The 21,288-nt window shown below is 34.2% G+C and carries 25 protein-coding genes and 2 tRNA genes; 6 read left to right on the forward strand and 21 right to left on the reverse strand.

Annotated features, from left to right (window positions below; all coding sequences use genetic code 11):
* From ABUA27_RS06370 to ABUA27_RS06400, 7 genes are all read right to left on the reverse strand, one after another.
* On the reverse strand, nt 1-1,376 hold a 1,376-nt coding region (locus ABUA27_RS06370; protein ID WP_349820428.1), incomplete at its 3' end, for a PTS sugar transporter subunit IIC.
* Nucleotides 1,377-1,671: 295 nt separating this feature from the next.
* Entirely contained in the window at nt 1,672-2,376 is a 705-nt protein-coding gene (locus ABUA27_RS06375) for a GntR family transcriptional regulator (protein WP_022425965.1), read from the reverse strand.
* 58 nt (nt 2,377-2,434) lie between these two features.
* The gene (gene yfcE, locus ABUA27_RS06380; protein ID WP_117460089.1) at nt 2,435-2,977 is read right to left on the reverse strand and encodes a phosphodiesterase; all 543 of its coding nucleotides are present in this window, start codon (nt 2,975-2,977) and stop codon (nt 2,435-2,437) included.
* A gap of 1 nt (nt 2,978) precedes the next feature.
* Nucleotides 2,979-3,725, reverse strand: coding sequence for an exodeoxyribonuclease III (locus tag ABUA27_RS06385; RefSeq protein ID WP_129982279.1), 747 nt, complete (start codon nt 3,723-3,725; stop codon nt 2,979-2,981).
* Nucleotides 3,726-3,750: 25 nt separating this feature from the next.
* Nucleotides 3,751-4,374, reverse strand: a complete 624-nt coding sequence (locus ABUA27_RS06390) for a GyrI-like domain-containing protein (RefSeq protein ID WP_129982278.1) — start codon at nt 4,372-4,374, stop codon at nt 3,751-3,753.
* A gap of 224 nt (nt 4,375-4,598) precedes the next feature.
* The gene (locus ABUA27_RS06395; RefSeq protein WP_022425969.1) at nt 4,599-5,084 is read right to left on the reverse strand and encodes a peptidylprolyl isomerase; all 486 of its coding nucleotides are present in this window, start codon (nt 5,082-5,084) and stop codon (nt 4,599-4,601) included.
* Between the two features lie 98 nt (nt 5,085-5,182).
* Nucleotides 5,183-5,761 (reverse strand): cytidylate kinase-like family protein, encoded by a 579-nt coding sequence (locus ABUA27_RS06400; protein WP_022425970.1) that lies wholly within the window; start codon nt 5,759-5,761, stop codon nt 5,183-5,185.
* Nucleotides 5,762-5,872: 111 nt separating this feature from the next.
* On the opposite strand from ABUA27_RS06400, the gene ABUA27_RS06405 reads away from it, so the two are divergent.
* Together ABUA27_RS06405 and rlmH are read left to right on the forward strand one after the other, a co-directional pair.
* Nucleotides 5,873-6,625: an MBL fold metallo-hydrolase gene (locus tag ABUA27_RS06405; RefSeq protein ID WP_129981573.1), complete on the forward strand. Its 753-nt coding sequence runs from the start codon at nt 5,873-5,875 to the stop codon at nt 6,623-6,625.
* Complete coding sequence (rlmH, locus tag ABUA27_RS06410; protein ID WP_129981572.1) at nt 6,615-7,094, forward strand: 23S rRNA (pseudouridine(1915)-N(3))-methyltransferase RlmH; 480 nt, start codon at nt 6,615-6,617, stop codon at nt 7,092-7,094. The genes ABUA27_RS06405 and rlmH overlap by 11 nt, the downstream gene beginning before the upstream one ends.
* Before the next feature lie 68 nt (nt 7,095-7,162).
* Here the strand turns inward: rlmH and rpmE are convergent, their stop codons facing one another.
* The 3 genes from rpmE to murA all read right to left on the reverse strand — a co-directional run bounded on the left by rpmE (nt 7,163) and on the right by murA (nt 9,852).
* Nucleotides 7,163-7,366, reverse strand: a complete 204-nt coding sequence (rpmE, locus tag ABUA27_RS06415; protein ID WP_006507087.1) for a 50S ribosomal protein L31 — start codon at nt 7,364-7,366, stop codon at nt 7,163-7,165.
* A gap of 99 nt (nt 7,367-7,465) precedes the next feature.
* On the reverse strand, nt 7,466-8,551 hold the full coding sequence (gene asd / locus ABUA27_RS06420) for an aspartate-semialdehyde dehydrogenase (protein WP_349820429.1): 1,086 nt from the start codon (nt 8,549-8,551) through the stop codon (nt 7,466-7,468).
* Between the two features lie 20 nt (nt 8,552-8,571).
* The gene (gene murA / locus ABUA27_RS06425) at nt 8,572-9,852 is read right to left on the reverse strand and encodes a UDP-N-acetylglucosamine 1-carboxyvinyltransferase (protein ID WP_129981570.1); all 1,281 of its coding nucleotides are present in this window, start codon (nt 9,850-9,852) and stop codon (nt 8,572-8,574) included.
* Nucleotides 9,853-10,076: 224 nt separating this feature from the next.
* Here murA and ABUA27_RS06430 point away from each other — a divergent pair.
* Nucleotides 10,077-10,152, forward strand: a tRNA-Glu gene (locus ABUA27_RS06430).
* A 68-nt stretch (nt 10,153-10,220) separates the two neighbouring features.
* Here the strand turns inward: ABUA27_RS06430 and ABUA27_RS06435 are convergent.
* A tRNA-Gln gene (locus tag ABUA27_RS06435) sits at nt 10,221-10,296 on the reverse strand.
* Between the two features lie 47 nt (nt 10,297-10,343).
* On the opposite strand from ABUA27_RS06435, the gene gltX reads away from it, so the two are divergent.
* Together gltX and ABUA27_RS06445 are read left to right on the forward strand one after the other, a co-directional pair.
* The gene (gltX, locus tag ABUA27_RS06440; protein ID WP_117458912.1) at nt 10,344-11,768 is read left to right on the forward strand and encodes a glutamate--tRNA ligase; all 1,425 of its coding nucleotides are present in this window, start codon (nt 10,344-10,346) and stop codon (nt 11,766-11,768) included.
* A 534-nt stretch (nt 11,769-12,302) separates the two neighbouring features.
* Nucleotides 12,303-12,494, forward strand: a complete 192-nt coding sequence (locus ABUA27_RS06445) for a hypothetical protein (protein ID WP_287846008.1) — start codon at nt 12,303-12,305, stop codon at nt 12,492-12,494.
* 15 nt (nt 12,495-12,509) lie between these two features.
* Here the strand turns inward: ABUA27_RS06445 and cysK are convergent, their stop codons facing one another.
* From cysK to ABUA27_RS06460, 3 genes are all read right to left on the reverse strand, one after another.
* Nucleotides 12,510-13,442, reverse strand: coding sequence for a cysteine synthase A (gene cysK / locus ABUA27_RS06450; protein WP_288834804.1), 933 nt, complete (start codon nt 13,440-13,442; stop codon nt 12,510-12,512).
* A 21-nt stretch (nt 13,443-13,463) separates the two neighbouring features.
* On the reverse strand, nt 13,464-14,759 hold the full coding sequence (locus ABUA27_RS06455; protein WP_129981567.1) for an O-acetylhomoserine aminocarboxypropyltransferase/cysteine synthase family protein: 1,296 nt from the start codon (nt 14,757-14,759) through the stop codon (nt 13,464-13,466).
* A 138-nt stretch (nt 14,760-14,897) separates the two neighbouring features.
* Nucleotides 14,898-15,332, reverse strand: a complete 435-nt coding sequence (locus ABUA27_RS06460) for an RrF2 family transcriptional regulator (RefSeq protein WP_502879686.1) — start codon at nt 15,330-15,332, stop codon at nt 14,898-14,900.
* A 261-nt stretch (nt 15,333-15,593) separates the two neighbouring features.
* Here ABUA27_RS06460 and ABUA27_RS06465 point away from each other — a divergent pair, with 261 nt between their 5' ends.
* Nucleotides 15,594-16,037, forward strand: a complete 444-nt coding sequence (locus ABUA27_RS06465) for a hypothetical protein (RefSeq protein ID WP_129981566.1) — start codon at nt 15,594-15,596, stop codon at nt 16,035-16,037.
* A gap of 81 nt (nt 16,038-16,118) precedes the next feature.
* On the opposite strand, the gene fba is transcribed toward ABUA27_RS06465, so the two are convergent.
* The 7 genes from fba to ABUA27_RS06500 all read right to left on the reverse strand — a co-directional run bounded on the left by fba (nt 16,119) and on the right by ABUA27_RS06500 (nt 21,129).
* Nucleotides 16,119-16,991, reverse strand: coding sequence for a class II fructose-1,6-bisphosphate aldolase (fba, locus tag ABUA27_RS06470; RefSeq protein ID WP_006507099.1), 873 nt, complete (start codon nt 16,989-16,991; stop codon nt 16,119-16,121).
* Nucleotides 16,992-17,076: 85 nt separating this feature from the next.
* Nucleotides 17,077-17,358 (reverse strand): hypothetical protein, encoded by a 282-nt coding sequence (locus ABUA27_RS06475; protein WP_281073172.1) that lies wholly within the window; start codon nt 17,356-17,358, stop codon nt 17,077-17,079.
* Nucleotides 17,342-18,517 carry a MalY/PatB family protein gene (locus tag ABUA27_RS06480; RefSeq protein WP_287846000.1) on the reverse strand — a complete coding sequence of 392 codons (1,176 nt, stop codon included), beginning with the start codon at nt 18,515-18,517 and terminating at the stop codon, nt 17,342-17,344. The genes ABUA27_RS06475 and ABUA27_RS06480 overlap by 17 nt, the downstream gene beginning before the upstream one ends.
* Nucleotides 18,514-19,245 carry a TrmH family RNA methyltransferase gene (locus ABUA27_RS06485; RefSeq protein WP_006507102.1) on the reverse strand — a complete coding sequence of 244 codons (732 nt, stop codon included), beginning with the start codon at nt 19,243-19,245 and terminating at the stop codon, nt 18,514-18,516. The genes ABUA27_RS06480 and ABUA27_RS06485 overlap by 4 nt, the downstream gene beginning before the upstream one ends.
* A gap of 11 nt (nt 19,246-19,256) precedes the next feature.
* Nucleotides 19,257-19,526: a hypothetical protein gene (locus ABUA27_RS06490; protein WP_022425984.1), complete on the reverse strand. Its 270-nt coding sequence runs from the start codon at nt 19,524-19,526 to the stop codon at nt 19,257-19,259.
* 64 nt (nt 19,527-19,590) lie between these two features.
* Nucleotides 19,591-20,562 carry an aldo/keto reductase gene (locus ABUA27_RS06495; protein ID WP_129981562.1) on the reverse strand — a complete coding sequence of 324 codons (972 nt, stop codon included), beginning with the start codon at nt 20,560-20,562 and terminating at the stop codon, nt 19,591-19,593.
* A gap of 93 nt (nt 20,563-20,655) precedes the next feature.
* Nucleotides 20,656-21,129, reverse strand: a complete 474-nt coding sequence (locus ABUA27_RS06500; protein ID WP_129981561.1) for a TetR/AcrR family transcriptional regulator — start codon at nt 21,127-21,129, stop codon at nt 20,656-20,658.
* Nucleotides 21,130-21,288: the final 159 nt, after the last annotated feature.

Raw genomic sequence — 21,288 nt, forward strand, 5'->3', positions numbered from 1 at the left:
TCGTAGGCAATTAAGAATGGAACATAAACAACTACTGAAATAGCAACTACGATTAACTGAGAAATTGCACCCATTGGGCTACCACCTGTAGCTAAGAAGCCAAGGATAACTGGTGGCATTGTCCAAGGTACTTCAAGTACGATCTTAGGACAGAATCCACTAGAAACTAATAGATAACCTACAACAAGTGTAACTACTGGAGCTAAGATAAATGGAATGTCTAGGATTGGGTTCAATACTAGAGGGATACCAAATGTCATAGTTTCGTTGATGTTGAATAAACCTGGAACGATTGAGATACCAGCGATTGTTCTGTTATCTTCACGTTTAGAGAAGACAAGAATTGCGATTACTAAACCGATAGTAACACCAGAACCACCGAATTCACCAAACATCTGTAACATAGTTAAGTTCATTACATATGGAATGTCCTTCTGAGCAGCACCTGCAGTATATGCAGCTGTGTTAGCATATAGTAATGGTCTGAAGATTGGTTCCTTAACAGCAGCAACCATGTTGTTACCATGAATACCTACGCACCAGAATAATGAGATAATTACATAAAGAATAGCAACTGCAAAGATATTGTTACCAATTAAGCTCTGTAATGGTTTCTGAACAACGTTGAAGATAAATGCGTTTAATTCAGCACCAGTAGCTAACTGACATACTAATCCAACAGCACCAACAACGATTGCAGTTAAGCAAGTTGGGATTAATACTTCGAATGCACGAGCAACTCCAGGTGGAACCTGTTCTGGCATCTTGATCTTTAATGCATCATTCTTACGGAACATATTGTAAAGTTCCATACCAACGATTGCAACGATAAGACCTGTGAATAAACCAGTTGCGGCAGTATAGTTAGATAAGATACCACTGTAAGTAAAGCTATCAGCTGTAATCTTATTTTTAGCAGCCGCACCTGTTACGTTGATAAAATCACCTAAAGTATAACCATGAGATTTACCAGCTTTATCGATGAATGAAGCAGATAAATCTTTTGCAGCAAATGAAGTTGGAGTTACCATCATCCATAAGATGAATCCTAATACAGCTGGGTAAGCACCAGTTTCACCATTTGCTTCAGCAATTTCAGAAGCAAGTAACATAGTAATACCAATAGTAATACATGAGATTGTAGCATACTGCATAGCAGCAAAGATTGGGTTAAGAACTTTAAGAGCCATAATTGGAGACCATAAAGCACCTAAACCGGTTGTTTCGTTTACTAAAACGTTTGTCCAAAGAACACCAACGGCACCTGAGATTGTAGCTGGCATAAAGTTCTGGAATGCATTCTTGATTGCATTCAAGTACTTATTCTGACCACACCAAGCACCGACACGTCCTAGCTTATCAGCAAAAGCGTCCATAAATTTTCCTCCCTTAATTTTTTCGACAAGTCGTAGTATACAGATAAAAAGCCAATTGTCAACGGTTACATTAGAAAAAATATGGTATCTTTAATTGACAAGACCGTATTTTTACGTCTAAAAAATAGAAATTATATTGAGAAATTCAAGGGATTTTTCATTCAGCACACTTTAAATTATTTTTTCATAAAATAAAAATTTAAATTTATTAATACAGTTATATTCTTTGCATGTTTTTGCTACTTATAAATAAATGGTAAAATTAAAAGAGAACCATAACATATAGTTCTCTTAGTTATTGTTCTACAATGACGGTTTGGAATTCAAAGTCTGCATAGTGTCGACGATTGAATGTCAACTCAAATACAGAGCCATTAGAAAGGTATGTTGTCTGTTCTTCCTGGATATAAGGTTCCCCTTCACCTAGTCCTAAGAATGACTGTTCGAGTATTGTAGACAGTGCTGATGTGATCTTTAAGTGACAACTCTGAACCGTCATATGTAACTGATTGATTACATATTTATACAATGAATCCTTTAGGACATCTGCTTTCAAGTTAACTAAACGATATAGTGGAATATATGTAATTTCTACACAATAAGGTTTTCCATCAACAGAACGATTTCTAATAATATGATAAACAAAGTCTCCTTCATCTATCTGTAGCTTTTCCGCTATTTTCTTATCACTTGGTATAACCTCAAATACTTTAATATCCGAAGTTACATCATGTCCTTCAAAACGCATAGAAAGACTGCGCATACGGACAGTTTCATTGTTTTCAGATACATTGAGTTCTTTCACAAATGTACCTGCTCCACGGCGACGAATAATGAGACCTTCTTTTACTAGAATCTCCAAAGCCTTCTTCATCGTTTCTTTATTACAATGGTAATTAACACATAACAAGTATTCGTAAGGAAGTTTCTGGCCCGAAGTATATTCTCCCGACTTAATCTTCTCTCTAATTGCATCTGCAATATCTCTATACTTTGCCACAAAACCACCTCCTTACTTAAAAATACCATACTTTAAAAAAGAATGCACTGTATAATTCTTATTTTGTAATTTTTTTACACCAAATCTCTTTATGTTCTAAATTATAAAGTGTGAATGTTTCATTTTCATAAACTAAGAAACTCTTTACACCTTGTTTTGGCAAAGAAATAGAGTTTGGATTCACTGTGTAGAAGCCATGGTCTTCAAATACTGGAACATGATAATGTCCATAAAGGAATACATCACCCTTCTTTAAATAAGGCATATTGTCTTTATTGTATAAATGTCCATGAGTAATATAGAAATCATGTCCGTCTACATTAAGTAATGCATAATCACTTCTCATAGGGAAGTCTAAAACCATCTGATCTACTTCTGCATCACAGTTACCTCTTACTGCAAGTATCTTATCTTTATATTTGTTTAATAGAGGAATACACTTTTTAGGTGCATACCCTTCTGGTAAGTCATTTCTAGGACCATGATATAAAATATCACCAAGGATGATTAAACGGTCTGGCTGCTCTTCATCAAAGTAGTGCATCACCTTTTCTAGGTCATTATAAGAACCATGTATATCTGATATGATCATTAGTTTCATTTTATTCCATCTCCAATCCGATTGGGCAGTGATCACTGCCCAGTATGTCACTATATATTAAACTCTCTTTTATTCTCTCTTTCAATGAATCAGAGACAATAAAATAGTCAATTCTCCATCCAGCATTTCTTTCTCTTGATTTAAACATATAGCTCCACCATGTATAAGCATCTTTCTTATCTGGATAAAGATATCTGAATGTATCAATATAGCCATGAGATAAAAGTTCTGTCATCTTATTACGTTCCTGATCAGAGAAACCTGCATTATGATGATTGGATGAAGGGTTCTTTAAATCTATTTCATGATGAGCTACATTGAGATCACCACAAAGGATGACAGGCTTATTAAGAGCATCTAAATAGGCAAGGAAAGCATCTTCCCATTCCATACGATAATCAATTCTAGCAAGCTCTTTTTTAGAATTAGGCGTATAACATGTTACAAAATAATAGTCTTCAAACTCTAATGTAATGACTCTTCCTTCCTGATCATGTTCCTCTATTCCTATTCCATAAGATACTGATAGTGGTTCTATTCGAGTAAGTACAGCCGTTCCACTATACCCCTTCTTAAGAGCATCATTAGTATAAAGTGTATAACCTGGGATATCTAATTCAATCTGATCTTTTTGCGCCTTAGTTTCCTGTAAGGCAAAAATATCAGCATTCAATGATTCAAAACTTTCTAAAAAACCTTTTTTTAAACAGGCACGAATGCCATTCACATTCCATGATACATATTTCATATTTTTCTCCTTAAAAAAGAAGGAGCTAGAAAGCTCCTTCTCCATTTTCTGCAATTGCATAACGAACAATTGTTTTCAGTTTTTCACTTGGTGTCTTTTCATAATCATTTAAGTAGACTTCATGATGGAATCCTTCTAAACGCATATTTTGAATAGTAATAAATTCCATAATCTGCTTAGTTGTATTGATTTCAGTATTATAAGCACCCTTATGTAGCATCTGTACGCAATGTCCTTCTGTCATCCTCTTAAGATATATATCTACAATGTAAGGATTATCCTTCTTGTTAGCAGCTTTCTGTTTAATAATTTCAAATGTATTCGGATCTAGAAGCTTTGGTTGTGCCATCATTAAAGTGAACTTAATCATCTTCTTACGAGTAACGTCAAACTTTGAATTATCATAGGTGTCCCATAATCCTTCTAGCGGTGAAATAAGATAAACAAGATTCTTTTCCTGTTTAAAATACTCTCTAATTTCTGCTGACATGATTCGAAGAGCTTTTGATTTTAAGTGGAACTCTTCTACTTCAGGATTACCGATTCCATCAATCATGATGAAATTGAATTCTGGAACATCAACAATGTCAATCTTCTTTGTTGATGCATCATATTGTTTTTTATACTCTTTACGTATACCTTCCTTCATACGGCGCCTCCTTTCTTAAACGTAAACATTATACAAAAATTCACAAGAAAATACTACCATTTTAGTATTATTTCTAAAGAATGTCTTGATAATGTGTCAATTTCATTAATATACTTTTGGGCATTGATTCATAACTGACAACAAAAAAGCTATTCATAAAGAATAGCCTAGATTTACTGTCAGTATATAATTGTATCAATATTTCAATATTTCGCAACATTTTTTTATAATAATTTCATTGTCTTGATAACCTGTGGTTCATTAGGCATATCATTCCAAGGTGATCTTTTAACATTCGCAATCTTATCTACTTCTTCTAATCCTTCAGTAATTAAACCAAAAGCAGCATAGTCACCATCTAGATGTGGTGCATCAGCATGCATGATAAAGAACTGAGATGAAGCAGAATCCTTAACCATTGTTCTTGCCATTGATAAAACACCTCTTGTATGCTTTAGATTATTAGTCACACCATTAGATGCAAATTCACCCTTGATAGATGCTGCTGGATGTTCTTTCATATCAGTATCATATCCACCACCCTGGATCATGAATCCTGGGATAACACGATGGAAGATTAAGCCATCAAAGAAGTTATTTTTAATTAAGTTCACAAAGTTTTCTACAGTAATAGGTGCTACTTCAGGATATAATTCACCCTTCATTACATTGCCATCCTGCATTTCAATTTCAAATAAGATTTTTTCCATGATTATTCTCCTTTATTTGATTTCGCCTTATTTTAACATATTTATTCAATCTCTAATAGTAAAAGCTGTAATAGATCATCTATTACAGCTTCTTATTATTATAATTTCTTATACATTTCCGCAATAATTTCAGCAGCTTCATCTAAACCATAATCACTATTAATAGTTAAGTCAAAATTCTTTAACTGACCCCATTTATTTGTTGTGTAGTAATTATAGTAGTTAGATCTCTTCTTATCTCTTGAGATGACATACTTCTTTGTATTCTCATGCTCTTCTTTATATTCTTCTTCTACTCTCTTAATGCGTGATTCAAGAGGTGCATGGACAAAGACTCTTAATACTTTATCATAATCTTCAAGAATATAATCAGCACATCCATTTACTATGATACATGAATCGTTATTTGCAAGATGACGAATGATTTTAGATTGTGTTGCGAAAACCTGATCATTTAGAGGCATCTGGAAAGTTCCTCCAGCCATTCCATAAAGGAATCCTGAACTCTTTTCCTGAGCTGCTTTCCTAATTGTTTCAATATCAAATCCGAGTTCCTGAGCAGCTAAATCAATAATCTGATTATCGTAATAAACAAGTCCTAAAAGATCGGCTACTTTCTGTGCTATGATACGTCCTCCAGAACCATATTCTCTTGCGATTGTAATAATTTTAGGCATAAGACAAAACCTCCTTCTATAAGTTTATTTTATCACAAGTTTAAAAGAATATGTAAGAAACTTTATAGTAAATAATGAGATGTGCTATAATGCATGGGAAAGAGGTGGATTATGGAATACCATGTTTTAGCAAGTGGTTCTAAAGGAAACAGCACATTTATTGTAGAAAAAACTACAGGTATTTTAATAGATTGTGGTATCTCAAAGAAACAGCTTGTCTATCGATTAAAAGAAATTGGATATACAATAGATGATATAGATTATGTATTATTAACCCATGATCATACAGATCATAATAAAAATATACATATATTTGATAAAAAAATGGTATATACCGCAAAAGGGAATATAGAGGATCTAGATGAGGATCATGAACTTGTTCCTTATACAAGTTATACATTTGGTGATATAGATGTGTATGTATTACGTCTTTCACATGATGCAACTAATCCTATTGGATTTATATTCAAGGGTGATGAAACACTTCTCTATATGACAGATACAGGTTATGTATCACAGAAGAATAAAGAGCTTATTCACAACTTGAATTATTATATTATAGAATCTAATCATGACATAGAAATGTTGATGGCTACACGTCGTCCTTTTTCTTTAAAGAATAGAATTATGGGAGATACAGGACACTTAAATAATGAATATAGTGCTCATTTAATGTGTGATGTGATTGGTGAGAATACGAAAGAGATTGTACTAGCCCATTTATCACAGGATGCCAATACAAAAGAAAAGGCGTTAGAAACTTATTATTCTATATTTGATGAAGAAAAGATGACATTTGATCAAGAGAAGATCAAAGCAGCAAGTCAAACATCTGTTGTTTCTGGAGGAAAATATGAACATTAAGATTATTACTGTAGGTAAGTTAAAAGAGAAATATTTAAGAGATGGTGTACAGGAGTATGTAAAAAGACTTGGTGCTTATGCCCATGTTGATTTAATTGAAGTCCCTGATGAAAAGATACCTAATAACCCTTCACTTGCAGAAGAGACACTTGTAAAGAGTAAGGAAGGAAGAAAGATTCTTGATCATGTGAAACAGAATGATTTTATGATTTTATTAGATGTAGCTTCACGTGAGATGGATTCAGTGGCTTTTAGTCAATATATTGAGAAGAAGATGATTGATGGTTATTCTACTATTGTATTTGTGATTGGTGGATCTTTAGGACATGGAGAGGATGTTCTTACAAGAGCTGACTTTAAATTATCTTTTTCACCAATGACTTTTCCACATCAATTAATGCGCTTGATTCTTGTAGAACAGATTTATCGTGCATTTAAGATTATGAAGAATGAAACATATCATAAGTAGATGTCAATACAATGTATTGACATCTTTTTTACATAAAAAAAAGAACCTGTAGAACAGGTTCTTGCGTCTTATTTAAGACCGTATTTCTTATTGAATTTTTCAACTCTACCATCAGCACTCGCAAATCTCTGTTTACCAGTGTAGAATGGATGACAGTTTGAACAAGTATCCACACGGATTTCATCTAAAACTGAACCAGTTTCGAATTCGTTACCACATGATGTGCAGATTACTTTTACTTTTTTGTAATTTGGATGAATTCCAGCTCTCATTGTCTTATCTCCTTCCGCCTTGAAATATTTGCTACTTCAAAGTAAGTTGCTAGTGTATTGTACATCATTTTTTATTGAAATACAATAGCTTTTTTAAATTTATTTCTTAGTAATATAACCTAATTTTGTTAACATTTCAGCACTTTCAACAGCACCACCTGCAGCACCTCTTAAAGTGTTGTGAGATAAACCTACAAACTTATAATCGAAGATGTTGTCTTCTCTAAGTCTACCAATAGAAACTCCCATACCACCTTCATAGTCTACATCTAATGTAACCTGTGGACGGTCTTCTTCTTCCATGTATCTGATGAAATGTTCAGGTGCATGTGGAAGCTCAAACTCCTGTGGCTGTCCCTCGAAGTTATTTAAACGATCAATTAATTCTTCTTTAGTAGGCTTCTTATTGAAACTAATAGAAACAGTTGCTGTATGACCATTTAATACTGGTACACGAATACACTGGGCACTAATAATAGGTCCTTCAGCTTTAACGATTTCACCATTTTCAATATGACCAAATACTTTTAATGGTTCCTGTTCAGACTTTTCTTCTTCCCCACTAATTAAAGGAATGATGTTCCCTACCATTTCTGGCCATTCCTTAAAAGTCTTTCCAGCACCAGAAATAGCCTGGTATGTACTTACTACAACCTTTGTTGGTTCAAATTCCTTCCATGCTGCTAAGCAAGGTGTATAAGACTGGATTGAACAGTTAGGCTTTACTGCGATAAAACCTTTCTTAGTTCCAAGTCTCTTTCTCTGATCTTCGATGACAGCATAATGTTCTGGGTTGATTTCTGGAATAACCATAGGAACATCAGGTGTCCATCTGTGTGCACTGTTGTTTGACACAACAGGTGTTTCTGCTTTTGCATATGCTTCTTCAATTGCTTTGATTTCTTCTTTACTCATATTTACTGCTGAGAATACAAAATCAACTTCTTTCGCAATGTCTTCTACATCTGCAACATCTTTTACGACAATGTTCTTGACTGCTTCAGGAATAGGTGTATCCATTTTCCATCTGCCTTTTACTGCTTCTTCATAAGTCTTTCCCGCACTAGACTTACTTGCTGCAAGTGTAGTCACTTCAAACCATGGATGGTTATCTAGAAGAGTATTAAATCTCTGTCCAACCATACCAGTCGCACCTAAAATACCAACTTTTAACTTGTCACTCATAGCTTCTCCTCCTATCAACATTAATCGTCAATCATATAACGAGTAATGTGTGCTCCTAATGTAATGAGCTTGTGGTCTATATTATCATAACCACGGTCAATATGGTAGACATTTGTAATTTCTGTTTTACCTTCTGCCATTAAACCAGCCACCACAAGAGCCGCACCACAGCGTAAATCTGTAGCCATTACTCTTGCACCATGTAGAGGTGTCTTGCCTTTTATATAAGCACACGCTTCACCTAATTCAATATCTGCTCCCATCTTATTAAGCTGAGCACAATGCTTAAATCTTTCTTTATAAATAGTTTCAGACACTTTAGATTGTCCATTACCCTGAGTCAATAGGGTTGTTAAAGGCTGCTGTAAATCAGTCGCAAATCCTGGATAAATCTGTGTCTTTACTTCAACAGGCTTTAAATTTCCATCATTACCATATACAACAATGCTATCGCCAATCTTTTCCATCTTAATGCCCATTTCCTTTAATTTAGAAATAAGCGCATCTAAATGCTGTGGAATAATATTCTGGATAACCATCTTTTCACCAATAGCTGCTGCAATAATCAAGAAAGTACCTGCTTCAATACGATCAGGAATAATTTCATGATATGCACCATGCATATGTTCTACACCATCAATAGTAATAGTATCTGTACCAACGCCACGGATTCTCGCACCCATCTTAGTAAGAAGGTTTGCAACATCAATGATTTCTGGTTCCTTAGCTGCATTTTCAATAACAGTACGACCTTTAGCCTTAACTGCAGCTAACATAATATTGATAGTAGCACCTACAGAAGCGAAATCTAGATAGATTTCAGTTCCAATAAGTTCATCAGCCTTTAAATGATATGTTCCTGTTTCTTCATCATAATTAATATCAGCACCTAATGCTTCAAATCCTTTTAAATGAAGATCAATAGGACGAGGTCCTAAATAACAGCCACCAGGCATTCTAATAGTGACTTCTTTATATTTACCTAGTAATGCACCCATAAAATAATAAGACGCTCTTAATTTATCAACTGCACTACTTACTAGTGGTATATTTTTCATATTTCTTGGGTCTACACCGATTTCACCTACGGATATATCCCTTTCAACAACACAATTCAATTCTTCTAATAATACAGTTAGCGCATCAACATCGGAAATTTCTGGTACATTATAAATTTCAACTGGTTCATCTGATAATACAATAGAAGGAATAAGCGCTACAGTTGCATTCTTCGCACCTGAAATAGTCACTGTTCCATTAAGTTTATGTCCACCTTCAATAGCAATTACTTCTTCTGCCATTTCTATTCAATCCTTTCATTAAGGTTATTTAAAATTTATGTATATATATTAAAAAACTTTTAAGTTAATAGTTAATAAGTTAAAGTCAAAATATTGGTATTTATCTCGACGAATTCATTATATAGTATTTTACTGAAAATCACAAAGAAAACAGAAAGTAAATAATCCTTTTTAATAAAAGAATATTTTACTTTTAAAAAAAACATGATATACTATGACCACATGGTCCGTTGGTGAAGTGGTCAACACACTTGGTTCTCATCCAAGCATTCAGGGGTTCGAACCCCCTACGGACTACCATTTTTTTATGTGAATAAAAAAAGAAAGCAAAGCTTTCTTTTTAAAAATGTTTGTTTGTATAAAAAAAATGGCTGGGGTAACTGGATTCGAACCAGTGAAATGGCAGATTCAGAGTCTGCTGCCTTACCGCTTGGCTATACCCCAACAGCAATTTATATTATACATATATTTTAGGAGATGTAAAGAGAAAAATGACAAAAATTCGTACAAGATTTGCACCAAGCCCTACAGGGTACATGCATATCGGTAATTTAAGAACAGCTTTATACTGTTATTTAATCGCTAAACATCAGGGTGGCGACTTTATTTTAAGAATTGAAGATACTGACCAGAACCGTGAAGTGGAAGGTGCAACTCAGTTAATTTATGATATTTTAACTGAAACTGGTCTTAACTGGGATGAAGGACCAGATAAGCCAGGAGATTGTGGACCTTATATCCAGTCTGAAAGACTTCCTATTTATCATGAATATGCTAAAAAGCTTATTGAGCTAGGCGGTGCTCATTATTGTTTCTGTGATAAAGATGCTGACAATGATTATGATCCTTGTCGTATGCTCGATCAAGCAGAAATTGATGAAAAACTTGCAGCAGGTGTTCCTTATGTTATTAGACAGACTATTCCTGATAAGGGTAAGGCTACTTTTGATGATGAAATCTATGGTCATATTGAAGTAGATTGTACTACTTTAAATGATTCTATCTTAATTAAGAGTGATGGATTCCCTACTTATAACTTTGCGAACGTTGTAGATGACCATTTAATGGGTATTACTCATGTTGTACGTGGTAATGAATATTTAGCTTCTACACCTAAATATAACCTTCTATATGATGCATATGGATGGGATAGACCTACTTACATCCATTTACCACCAGTAATGAAGGATGAACATGCTAAGTTATCTAAGAGAAATGGTGATGCATCTTACCAGGATTTAACAAAACAGGGTTATTTAAAAGATGCTATCCTTAACTACATCGCATTACTTGGATGGTCTCCAGCTGATGAAGAAATCCTTTCATTAAATGATTTAATTGAACAGTTCAACATTGAACATATTTCTAAAGCTCCAGCTATCTTTGATATTGATAAGTTAAAATGGATGAACGGTGTTTATTTAAGAAACATGTCATTAGAAGAATTCCACAAAGTGGCTTCTCCTTACTATGACTTCATCACTATTCCTGTAAATACATTAGAAATCTCTAAAGCATTACAGCCACGTGTTGAAAGATTAGCTGATATTCCAGAATTAATGGACTTCGTCAATGAAACACTACCATTTGATGCATCTATCTATAAACATAAGAAGATGAAGACTAATCCTGAAAACTCTTTAGAAGCATTAGAATTATCTTTACCAGAACTTGAAAAGTGGGAAGATTATAATGATGACGAAGGATTAATGAATATGATGATGGATATTGCTAAGAGCCATGAATTAAAGAATGGACGTATTATGTGGCCTATCCGTGTTGCATTATCTAATAAGGCATTTACTCCTGGTGGTGCTGTAGAAATCGCTCATATTCTTGGTAAAGAAGAAACTTTAAGAAGAATTAGAGTTGCTATCGAAGATTTAAAGAAATCAGTGGCTGAATCAGCAGAATAAAAACAAGAGGCTCGTTTGAGCCTCTTTTAGTATACTTTCTTATAGTTTGCAAGTGCACCGATTAGGTTAGAATCATTATTGTATTTACATTGTACTAACTTAACTTGTGGAATAGGCACAGGCATTTTTCATAGAGTTCATCTAAAGACTTCCGGATTCTGCCTGTTTTTTAGATAAATACTCTTAATTACTTCTAAGAAGTTTTCTAGTGTATCAAGTGGTGTAGGCACGCTTCCCTTTTCCAGCATTTCCATCGTTCATTAAAGCGTACTTAATCGCAGTACCCCCAACATCAAAAACTAAATATTCCATATCTGCTTCCTCCTCTAAATGTCATAATATAGATTGAGAATATACTATATTTTTCTGAAAAAGAAATAAATATACTTGATATGGCTATTTTAATGTAATAGATTATTGTAAAGGAGTTGAATTACTATGACAGAAACAGGAAAGAAGATTGTATGCGGGTTATTATTAATTAATATTATGCTTACCCTCATCTCAATCAATATCAAATAAGGAGTGCATATTATGGATGACAAATATAAAGCACAGAAAAAATACGCGAAAAGTCATATTAAAAAACTTAGTTGTTCTTATCCTGCAGAGTTTGTAGATGCATTCAGAGATGCCTGCAATACTCTAGGTGTTAAACAATCTGAAGTAATTAGAGAAGCAATGAATAAAATAATAGAACAAGCAAACAAAAGCCAAGGCGATTAAACCTTGGCTTTTATATTAATCCTGGAATAAAGGAGTAGAAAGATAACGGTCACCTGTATCCGGTAGTAAGGCTACAATAGTCTTTCCTTTATTTTCTGGTCTTTTCGCAAGTTCAATTGCAGCATAAACAGCAGCACCTGAAGAAATACCTACTAAGATACCTTCATTATGACCAATTTCTTTACCAGTCGCAAATGCATCTTCATTAGTTACACGGATGATTTCATCATATACCTTTGTATCTAAGACATCAGGTACGAAACCTGCACCGATACCCTGGATCTTATGTGCACCACCCTGTCCAGTAGATAGTACTGGAGATGAATCTGGTTCTACTGCAACTACTTTTACGTCTGGTTTCTTATCTTTTAAGTACTGTCCTACACCAGTCACTGTACCACCAGTACCTACACCAGCTACAAAGTAATCTACCTGACCATCTAAGTCTTCAAAGATTTCTGGTCCAGTTGTTAAATAGTGTGCCTGTGGGTTAGCTGGGTTAACGAACTGTCCTGGAATATAACTGTTTTCAATTCCTTCTGCAAGTTCATTTGCTTTCGCAATAGCACCCTTCATACCCTTAGTTCCGTCTGTTAAGACAAGCTCAGCACCATATGCTTTCATTAATGTACGTCTTTCTACAGACATTGTTTCTGGCATAACAATAATAATACGATAACCTCTTGCAGCAGCAACAGAAGCTAAACCAATACCTGTATTACCTGAAGTAGGTTCAATTAATACAGTGTCTTTATTGATTTTGCCTGCTTTTTCTGCTTCATCAAGCATATTCTTTGCAATTCTATCTTTAACACTTCCTGCGGGATTGAAGTATTCAACCTTTGCGATGACCTTTGCTTCTAAGTTATATTTCTTTTCTAAATGTGTTAATTCTAATAATGGTGTATGGCCAATTAACTGGTCAGCACTAGTGTATACCTTACTCATGTTAATTCTCCTCCTGATTTGTTATTTTACTGCAGCAAAAGCCTGATCTAAGTCTGCAATAATATCATCAATATGTTCAGTACCAATAGATAATCGAATAGAATTCTGCTGGATACCTACCTGCTTTAATTCTTCTTCATTCATTTCTGCATGTGTAGTAGAAGCTGGATGAATAACTAAAGATTTCACATCTGCAACGTTTGCAAGTAATGAGAATAACTGTAAATTATCAATGAAATCTTTTGCTTTTCTTGCATCACCCTTGATGTTGAATGTAAAGATTGATCCACCACCGTTAGGGAAATACTTCTTATACAATGCCTGCTGAGATGGATCTGTAGATACTGAAGGATGTGATACAGATTCAACCTGTGGATGGTTATTTAAGTATTCTACAACCTTTAATGTATTTTCCACCTGTCTTTCTACACGTAATGAAAGTGTTTCTAGACCCTGTAAGAAGATCCAAGCATGAATTGGTGAAAGAGTAGCACCCATGTCTCTTAATAAAATAGCTCTAATTCTTGTAATATAAGCAGCTGCTCCTACATCTTTCGCAAAGCTTACACCATGATAAGATGGGTTTGGTTCAACAAGCTGTGGAAATTTATCTGCATGTGCCGCCCAGTCAAACTTACCTGCATCAACGATGACACCACCAATAGTAGTACCATGACCACCAATGAACTTAGTTGCTGAATGAATAACAACATCAGCACCATATTCAATCGGTCTAATTAAATAAGGTGTACCAAATGTGTTATCAATAACTAATGGTAAACCATGTTTATGTGCAATCTTTGCGATTGCTTCGATGTCTACAACATCTGAATTTGGGTTACCTAAAGTTTCAATATAAACAAGTTTTGTGTTTTCCTGAATAGCATCTTCAAATGCCTGTGGATTTAATGCATCTACGAATGTAGTAGCAATACCATAATCAGTAAATGTATGTTTGAATAGGTTGAATGTTCCACCATAGATGTTTTCTGCAGATACAATATGGTCACCTGCAGCCACTAAGTTTTGTACTGCGTATGTCACTGCAGCTGCACCAGAACCTACTGCCAAGGCGGCTACACCACCTTCTAAAGCCGCAATTCTTTTTTCGAATACATCTTCAGTTGGGTTTGTTAGACGACCATAGATATTACCAGCATCCTGTAATGCGAATCTAGCTGCTGCATGATCTGAGTTATGAAAAACGTAAGATGAAGTCTGATAGATAGGTACTGCACGAGCGTCAGTTACTGGATCAGCTTCTTCCTGTCCTACGTGTAATGCAAGTGTTTCGAAATGATAGTTTTTATTAGACATGTATGTTTCCTCCTTAACCCTATTTGTTTGATAGGTTAATAGGATTATAGCAGTGATAAACCTACTAGTCAACTATATTTATATTATTTTTTTTGTGAATATTTCGTATTTTCTAAATTTAATTGATTTTATTTATGATTATATGACATAATCATCGCCATTTGATGAAGCAGGTACTAAATCACTTAAAGAAACACCTTCTAAATAGTCTGTAATCACATTATATAAACCAGCCCACATAGGTAATGTATTACAATAAGATGCTCTTTCACATGTATTACATTCATCCGCTAAACATGATACAGGAGCTAATGTTCCTTCAGTAATCTTAAGAATAGAAGCAACACTATAGTCTTCTGGAGCATGTGTTAAACGGTATCCTCCACCTTTACCTCTTAAACCTTCTACAAAGTGTTCTTTAGATAAAGATTTAATAATAATTTCTAGATACTTTTCAGAGATATTCTGTCTTGCAGCTATTTCTTTTAATGGTATATATTTAGAACGATCATGCTGTGCTAAATCAATCATGACACGTAAAGCATAACGTCCTTTAGTTGATATCATCATCATCTATTCCTCCTTTTACATATACCTAGTATACTAGGGGGTTATAGGGTAAGTCAAGATTAATAGAAATTGAGCGTTGATGTAACAGATAGTTGATGTTAGAATTCTAATAAGAAATAGTGATCAACAGTTGTATAAGCTATATGTTACACCAAAGAAAGGATGATATATAATCAGAAACATTACATACACAAGTGCAACATATTTGGAGTTACTTTAATAATAGTCTATAATTTTTGTATATTATAAATACAAGGAGACCCTATGAAATCAAAAAAGATTATTGTAAGTATTGTTGTTTGTTTAGTCATTGCAGTTATTGCAGTATTTGTAGTACCTAGTTCTAGTTCTTATTTATCAGAAGTTACTGTAAGTGGAGAAAAGAAGAAAGGTTATTCTTTCTATAAAACAGCTTCTATATCTAGCAAGTTAAAGGATGTTGATTTTATAGATCACTTACCTGATGGTATACAGAAGTATGATGAAAGTAAAACACGTTATGGCTCACCTTCTTATACTGTTGTGATAAAGAATGATGCATATCGTTTCTATAGACTATCAAGTGAATCAGATGTACTTGTGACTAAATCAAATAAGAGTGATCAATCTCAAATAAAAGAATATGCGAAAATGAATAAAAATAATTATAAGAAACTTGCATCCTCAACATATTATACTGATTATGATCAATTAGATTACTGGAACTAACATAGTTATTCCTACCATTTGTGGTAGGAATCTTTTTATTTGCATAAAAAAAGAGAAGCCTAAGCTTCTCTCTTAAATGAATTATTCAGCAGCTTTACCGATGCAACCAAATACTTCCATTCTGTCTTTTACGCAGTCTCTGATAGCCTGAGCACCTGGAGCAAGTAATTTACGAGGGTCATAACCTTTACCCTGCTGATCCTTACCTTCTTCAATGTACTTTCTAGTAGCTTTCTGGAAGTATAACTGACATTCAGTGTTAACGTTGATCTTAGATACACCTAAGCCAATTGCTTTCTTAACCTGTTCATCAGGAATTCCTGAACCACCATGAAGAACTAATGGTAAGATACCAGTTTCTTTCTGGATAGCATCTAATGCTTCGAACTGTAAACCAGCCCAGTTTGCAGGGTATACACCATGGATATTACCGATACCAGCAGCTAAGAAGTCAACTCCTAAGTCAGCAATCATCTTACATTCTTTAGGATCTGCTACTTCACCCATACCAATAACACCATCTTCTTCTCCACCGATTGAACCTACTTCAGCTTCGATAGATACACCTTTAGCATGGCATAATTCAACTAATTCCTTAGTCTTTTCGATGTTTTCTTCGATTGAATAATGAGAACCATCGAACATGATTGAAGTGAATCCAGCTGCTAATGCTGCCTTAGCACCTTCATATGAACCGTGATCTAAGTGTAATGCTACTGGTACAGTGATATTTAAAGATTCTACCATTGCTTTAACCATAGCAGCTACAGTTGTGAAACCTGTCATATATTTTGCAGCACCTTCAGATACACCTAAGATTACTGGTGCATTTAATTCCTGTGCTTCTAAAAGAATAGACTTTGTCCATTCAAGGTTATTGATGTTGAACTGTCCAACACCATAATGGCCTGCTTTAGCCTTTTTTAACATTTCTGTTGCGGAAACTAATCCCATAATATTATCTCTCCTTTTCTTTTATACTTCCATAATACTCTTTTTTCTTGTCTATTACTAGAAAAATTAAAAGATGTAAACGTTTTTATTTTACTTTATTTTCTTTTTCATTTATCCGGCTTAAAAAGCCTTCTATTTCCTGCTTTGTATAATAAGCAGGATTATCATCAAGCATCTCTTTTAACTGCTTCTGATAGTCTTTTTGATAGCCAATACGCTTATTTAATAAGCGTATTGCAAGTGTCTGTTGATAGGCTATATCGGTGTGAAGAAACTTCTTTAATTGTAGATTCGTATATTCACAAGCACAATCTAATGGAAGATCATCGATATATCCCTGAAGTCTTAAACTATGCAGATTTTTCATCTAATGCCTTCTTTAACTGTAAACAAGCTTTTTCTAAAGTACTTCTAGGACATGCTAAGTTAAATCTTTCAAAACCTGATCCTTCTTCACCAAACACATAACCTTCATCTAACCAAAGATGTGCTTTATTTAACATGAAGTCTTCTTGTTCTTCATTACTCATACCAAGTGTTCTCATATCCACCCAAGCAAGATATAAGCCTTGTGGATCAATTAAAGATACACCAGGACATTCAGTTTTAAGGAAGTGATCAAGATAATCCATATTACCTTTAATATAATCTAGAAGCTGATTCACCCATTCATCCCCCTTAGTATAAGCGACTGTTGTCGCAATAAATCCTAATATTGTAGGATCAGAAATAGAATGACTCATCTTCACTTTCTTAAATTGATTTCTTAGCTTTTCATCTGCAATAATAGCTGCAGAAGTCTGAAGTGCAGCTAAGTTGAATGTCTTAGATGCTGCAGTTAATACAATTGAAAAGTTCTTATATTCAGGATCTACTTCATAGAATGCGACATGCTTATGAGGCGCATAGACAAAGTCCATATGGATTTCATCCGATACTACAAAAACGTTATGTTTTTTACAGATATCTCCAATTGTTTTTAGTTCTTCTTTAGTCCATACTTTACCTACTGGATTATGTGGATTACAGAAGATCATCATCTTAACGTTTTCTTCTATAATCTTAGTTTCAAATGCTTTGTAATCAAGTGTATATTGGTTATCTTTTAGATCAAGAGGCATTCTTACCATACGTCTACCATTGTTTTTAATAGCACGATAGAATGGATAATAAACTGGTGTAAGAACCAATACACTCTCCTCTTTTTTAGTATAAGCTTCTACTGCAAGATGAAAGGCAGTGACAACACCCGGTGTAGGGACAATCCAGTCTTTTTCAACATGGAAATCATGTCTACGTTCCATCCATCCCACAACACTTTCTAAGTATTCTTCTGGGATTGTACTATAACCATAAATACCATCTGACACACGTTTAGAGAGTGCTTCTGGAATATCTGGTAATGTTTTGAAATCCATATCTGCAACCCACATAGGGATCATATCAGGATCATCTGTATGACCTGAATCATATTTTGCGCAGTTTGTATGATGTCTATCATACACTGTATCAAAATCATACTTCATCGTAGCACCTCCTGCTTATTAAATGCATCCTGTGAGAAGTGGAATAAACCAATACCGACAGACTGTGCTAAATTAAGTGAATCAATCGCATTCGTATGAGGAATAAAGACGCTTTGTCCATATGTCATATAAATATCATCGAGTCCTGATGATTCATTTCCAAAGATCAGTGAATGAGGTGTTACAGGTTTCACCTGATGAATATTCTTAGCACCCTTCAACATAAATGGATAACATTGATGATCACCAAACTCTTTAAGATACTCATCAATACTTTCATAATAATGAATACGTAAAGAGAATAATGCACCCATAGAAGAACGAACAACATGAGGATTAAAGATATCGACTGCTGGACGAATAATAGCTAAGTCCTGATAACCAAATCCTAACATTGTACGCATAATTGTACCCATATTACCCATATCCATAGGATTCACTAATACAATATGATTCCCCTTCTGTAAGGGTTCATAGAATGTTTTAAATACCCCAATCGCATAACAATTAGACTTTGGTGAAAGCTTATTAATTGTCGCATCATGAACATCAATAGGAATATGATGCAATGCACATAATTCCTTGATTTTAGGATATCCTCTGTTTTCTTCTATTGAAGAGTGTACAACCACTCTTTTCACAATATCTGGTTTATGTTCTAATAATTCTATTGTAGGAAAGACACCCAATGTATAAGAGGAGTCATCACCTTTTTTATATAACTTCATATTTTTCTCCTCTATGCATCTTCATTAATATTCTTAATAGTTTGTAATTCATCTTCTGCATTCTTTTTTAATGCTTCAAAATGTTTAGGATCTTGTTTAGCCCCTTTATCAATGAGTTCTAATAGTTCACGATATTTTTCTACTACAACCTCCATTAATGATTCTTTTACTTTGTAATCTAATTCATCACGGGCCTGCTGATGAACACGATTTAATGATTTATATTGTTCTCTAAATACAAGGTCATAATCCACCTTTGATTTTCTAGAAAATAGTCCCATAAGTACTCCTCCTTCATCTCATTTATTATACTATAGAACACAAAAATAGTCACAAATAATGTGACTATTTAGTATTCGTTGCCATGACACCTACGAGTGGATGTGGCTGATATGGTTCTTCTAGATATTGTTTTTCTTCTTCGCTTAATTCAAGCTCTGTCGCAAGTACAGCTGTATCAACATGTTTAAGTTTAGTCGCCCCTACAACTGGTGATGCTACTTTAGACATCAACCAGGATAATGATACTTCACTCATAGAAACATGATGCTTTGATGCAAGTTCTTCTACACGTTGAATGATTTTTAAATCTAAATCACTTGATGCATCATATTTACCTTTCGCATATTTATCTTTTTCAAGTCTTTGTGATGTTTCTCCAGGATGCTTTGCGAGACGTCCTGATGCAAGTGCACTATATGGTGTCATCGCAATACCTTGTTCATCACAATAACGCTTCATTTCTCTTTCTTCTTCTCTAAAGATCAGATTATAGTGCCCCTGAACACTTACAAACCCTTGTAAGCCTCTTTCTTTCGCAATAGTATTGGCAGTTGCTAATTGATATGCAAAACAGTTGGAAATACCTATTTCTTTGATTTTACCTTCTTTAATGAAGTCATTGAGTATTTCTAATGTTTCTTCAATAGGTGTTTGATAATCCCACATATGCATAATATAGAGATCAATATAATCAGTCTGTAGTCTTCTTAAACTATTATTCAAACACTCAGTTAAATATGTTCTTGAATCAATAGAATCATCACTCTTAGGGGTATACTTAGTCGCAATAATAACATCCTCACGATGTCCATACTCTTTAATAGCACGTCCTAAGTATTCTTCACTTGTGCCTGATTGATAAGCCATCGCTGTATCAAAGAAGTTGATGCCTGATTCTAAGGCATGGAAAATAATATTTTTAGAGTCTTCATAAGGTAATGTCCAGGAATGCATACCTTGAGATGCATCTCCAAATCCCATACATCCTAAACAAACCTTAGAAACCTTTAATGAACCAATCTGTGTATATTTCATAATCAATCCTCCTGAACTTATCATAATATATATAAGAATAAATAGCGAAAGACAAAAAAGTACTTCTATCCATAAGTAGACAAATAGCGGTAATTATCTATATGGAGAATGATCTTTCAATAGATCCTTTAAACCTAAGTAACGCATATGATTGATGTTGTCTACAAGTTCATCTACTGGTTCTTTCATACCATCTAGAATCCATTGAAGGACCATACTATGAGAGGCATTGGTATGGTAGAGTGTCGCAAATTTAAGTTCTTTGGATAATGGTTCTCCTATACAATGTTCATGCCATTTTAAATCAAACGCTATACAATGGTGAAGCATATGCTCTTTCAATGAATTCTGTCCATCTATTAAACAGGCTTGTTCAACGAATGTTTCATATTTCTTTAAGCTGTTTAATGCCTGAGTGAGTGATAATTTAAAGTCAATAGACATATCTTCATCAAACTCATTCACAATCACTGTATCATAAACATAGGCAATAAGATCATTCTTATCTAGAAAATGATTATAGAATGTCTGTCTTGAGAGTTCAGTATCCTCTAGTAAGTCTGCCACTCAAAATGTGATTAAATATACTCACATAGAGATAATGTAAGTTCTCACGAACATTACTTACTATTTTATTGTGTATGCTTTCGATTGACCGAAATCATATCTACTCACAAGTTCATGTACACTTCATAGTCGTAAATTCCCGAAATAGCCTTCGGTACA

It is taken from the genome of Catenibacterium sp. RTP21428st1_D7_RTP21428_210409, assembly GCF_040227455.1.
GTDB lineage: Bacteria > Bacillota_I > Bacilli_A > Erysipelotrichales > Coprobacillaceae > Catenibacterium > Catenibacterium mitsuoka_A.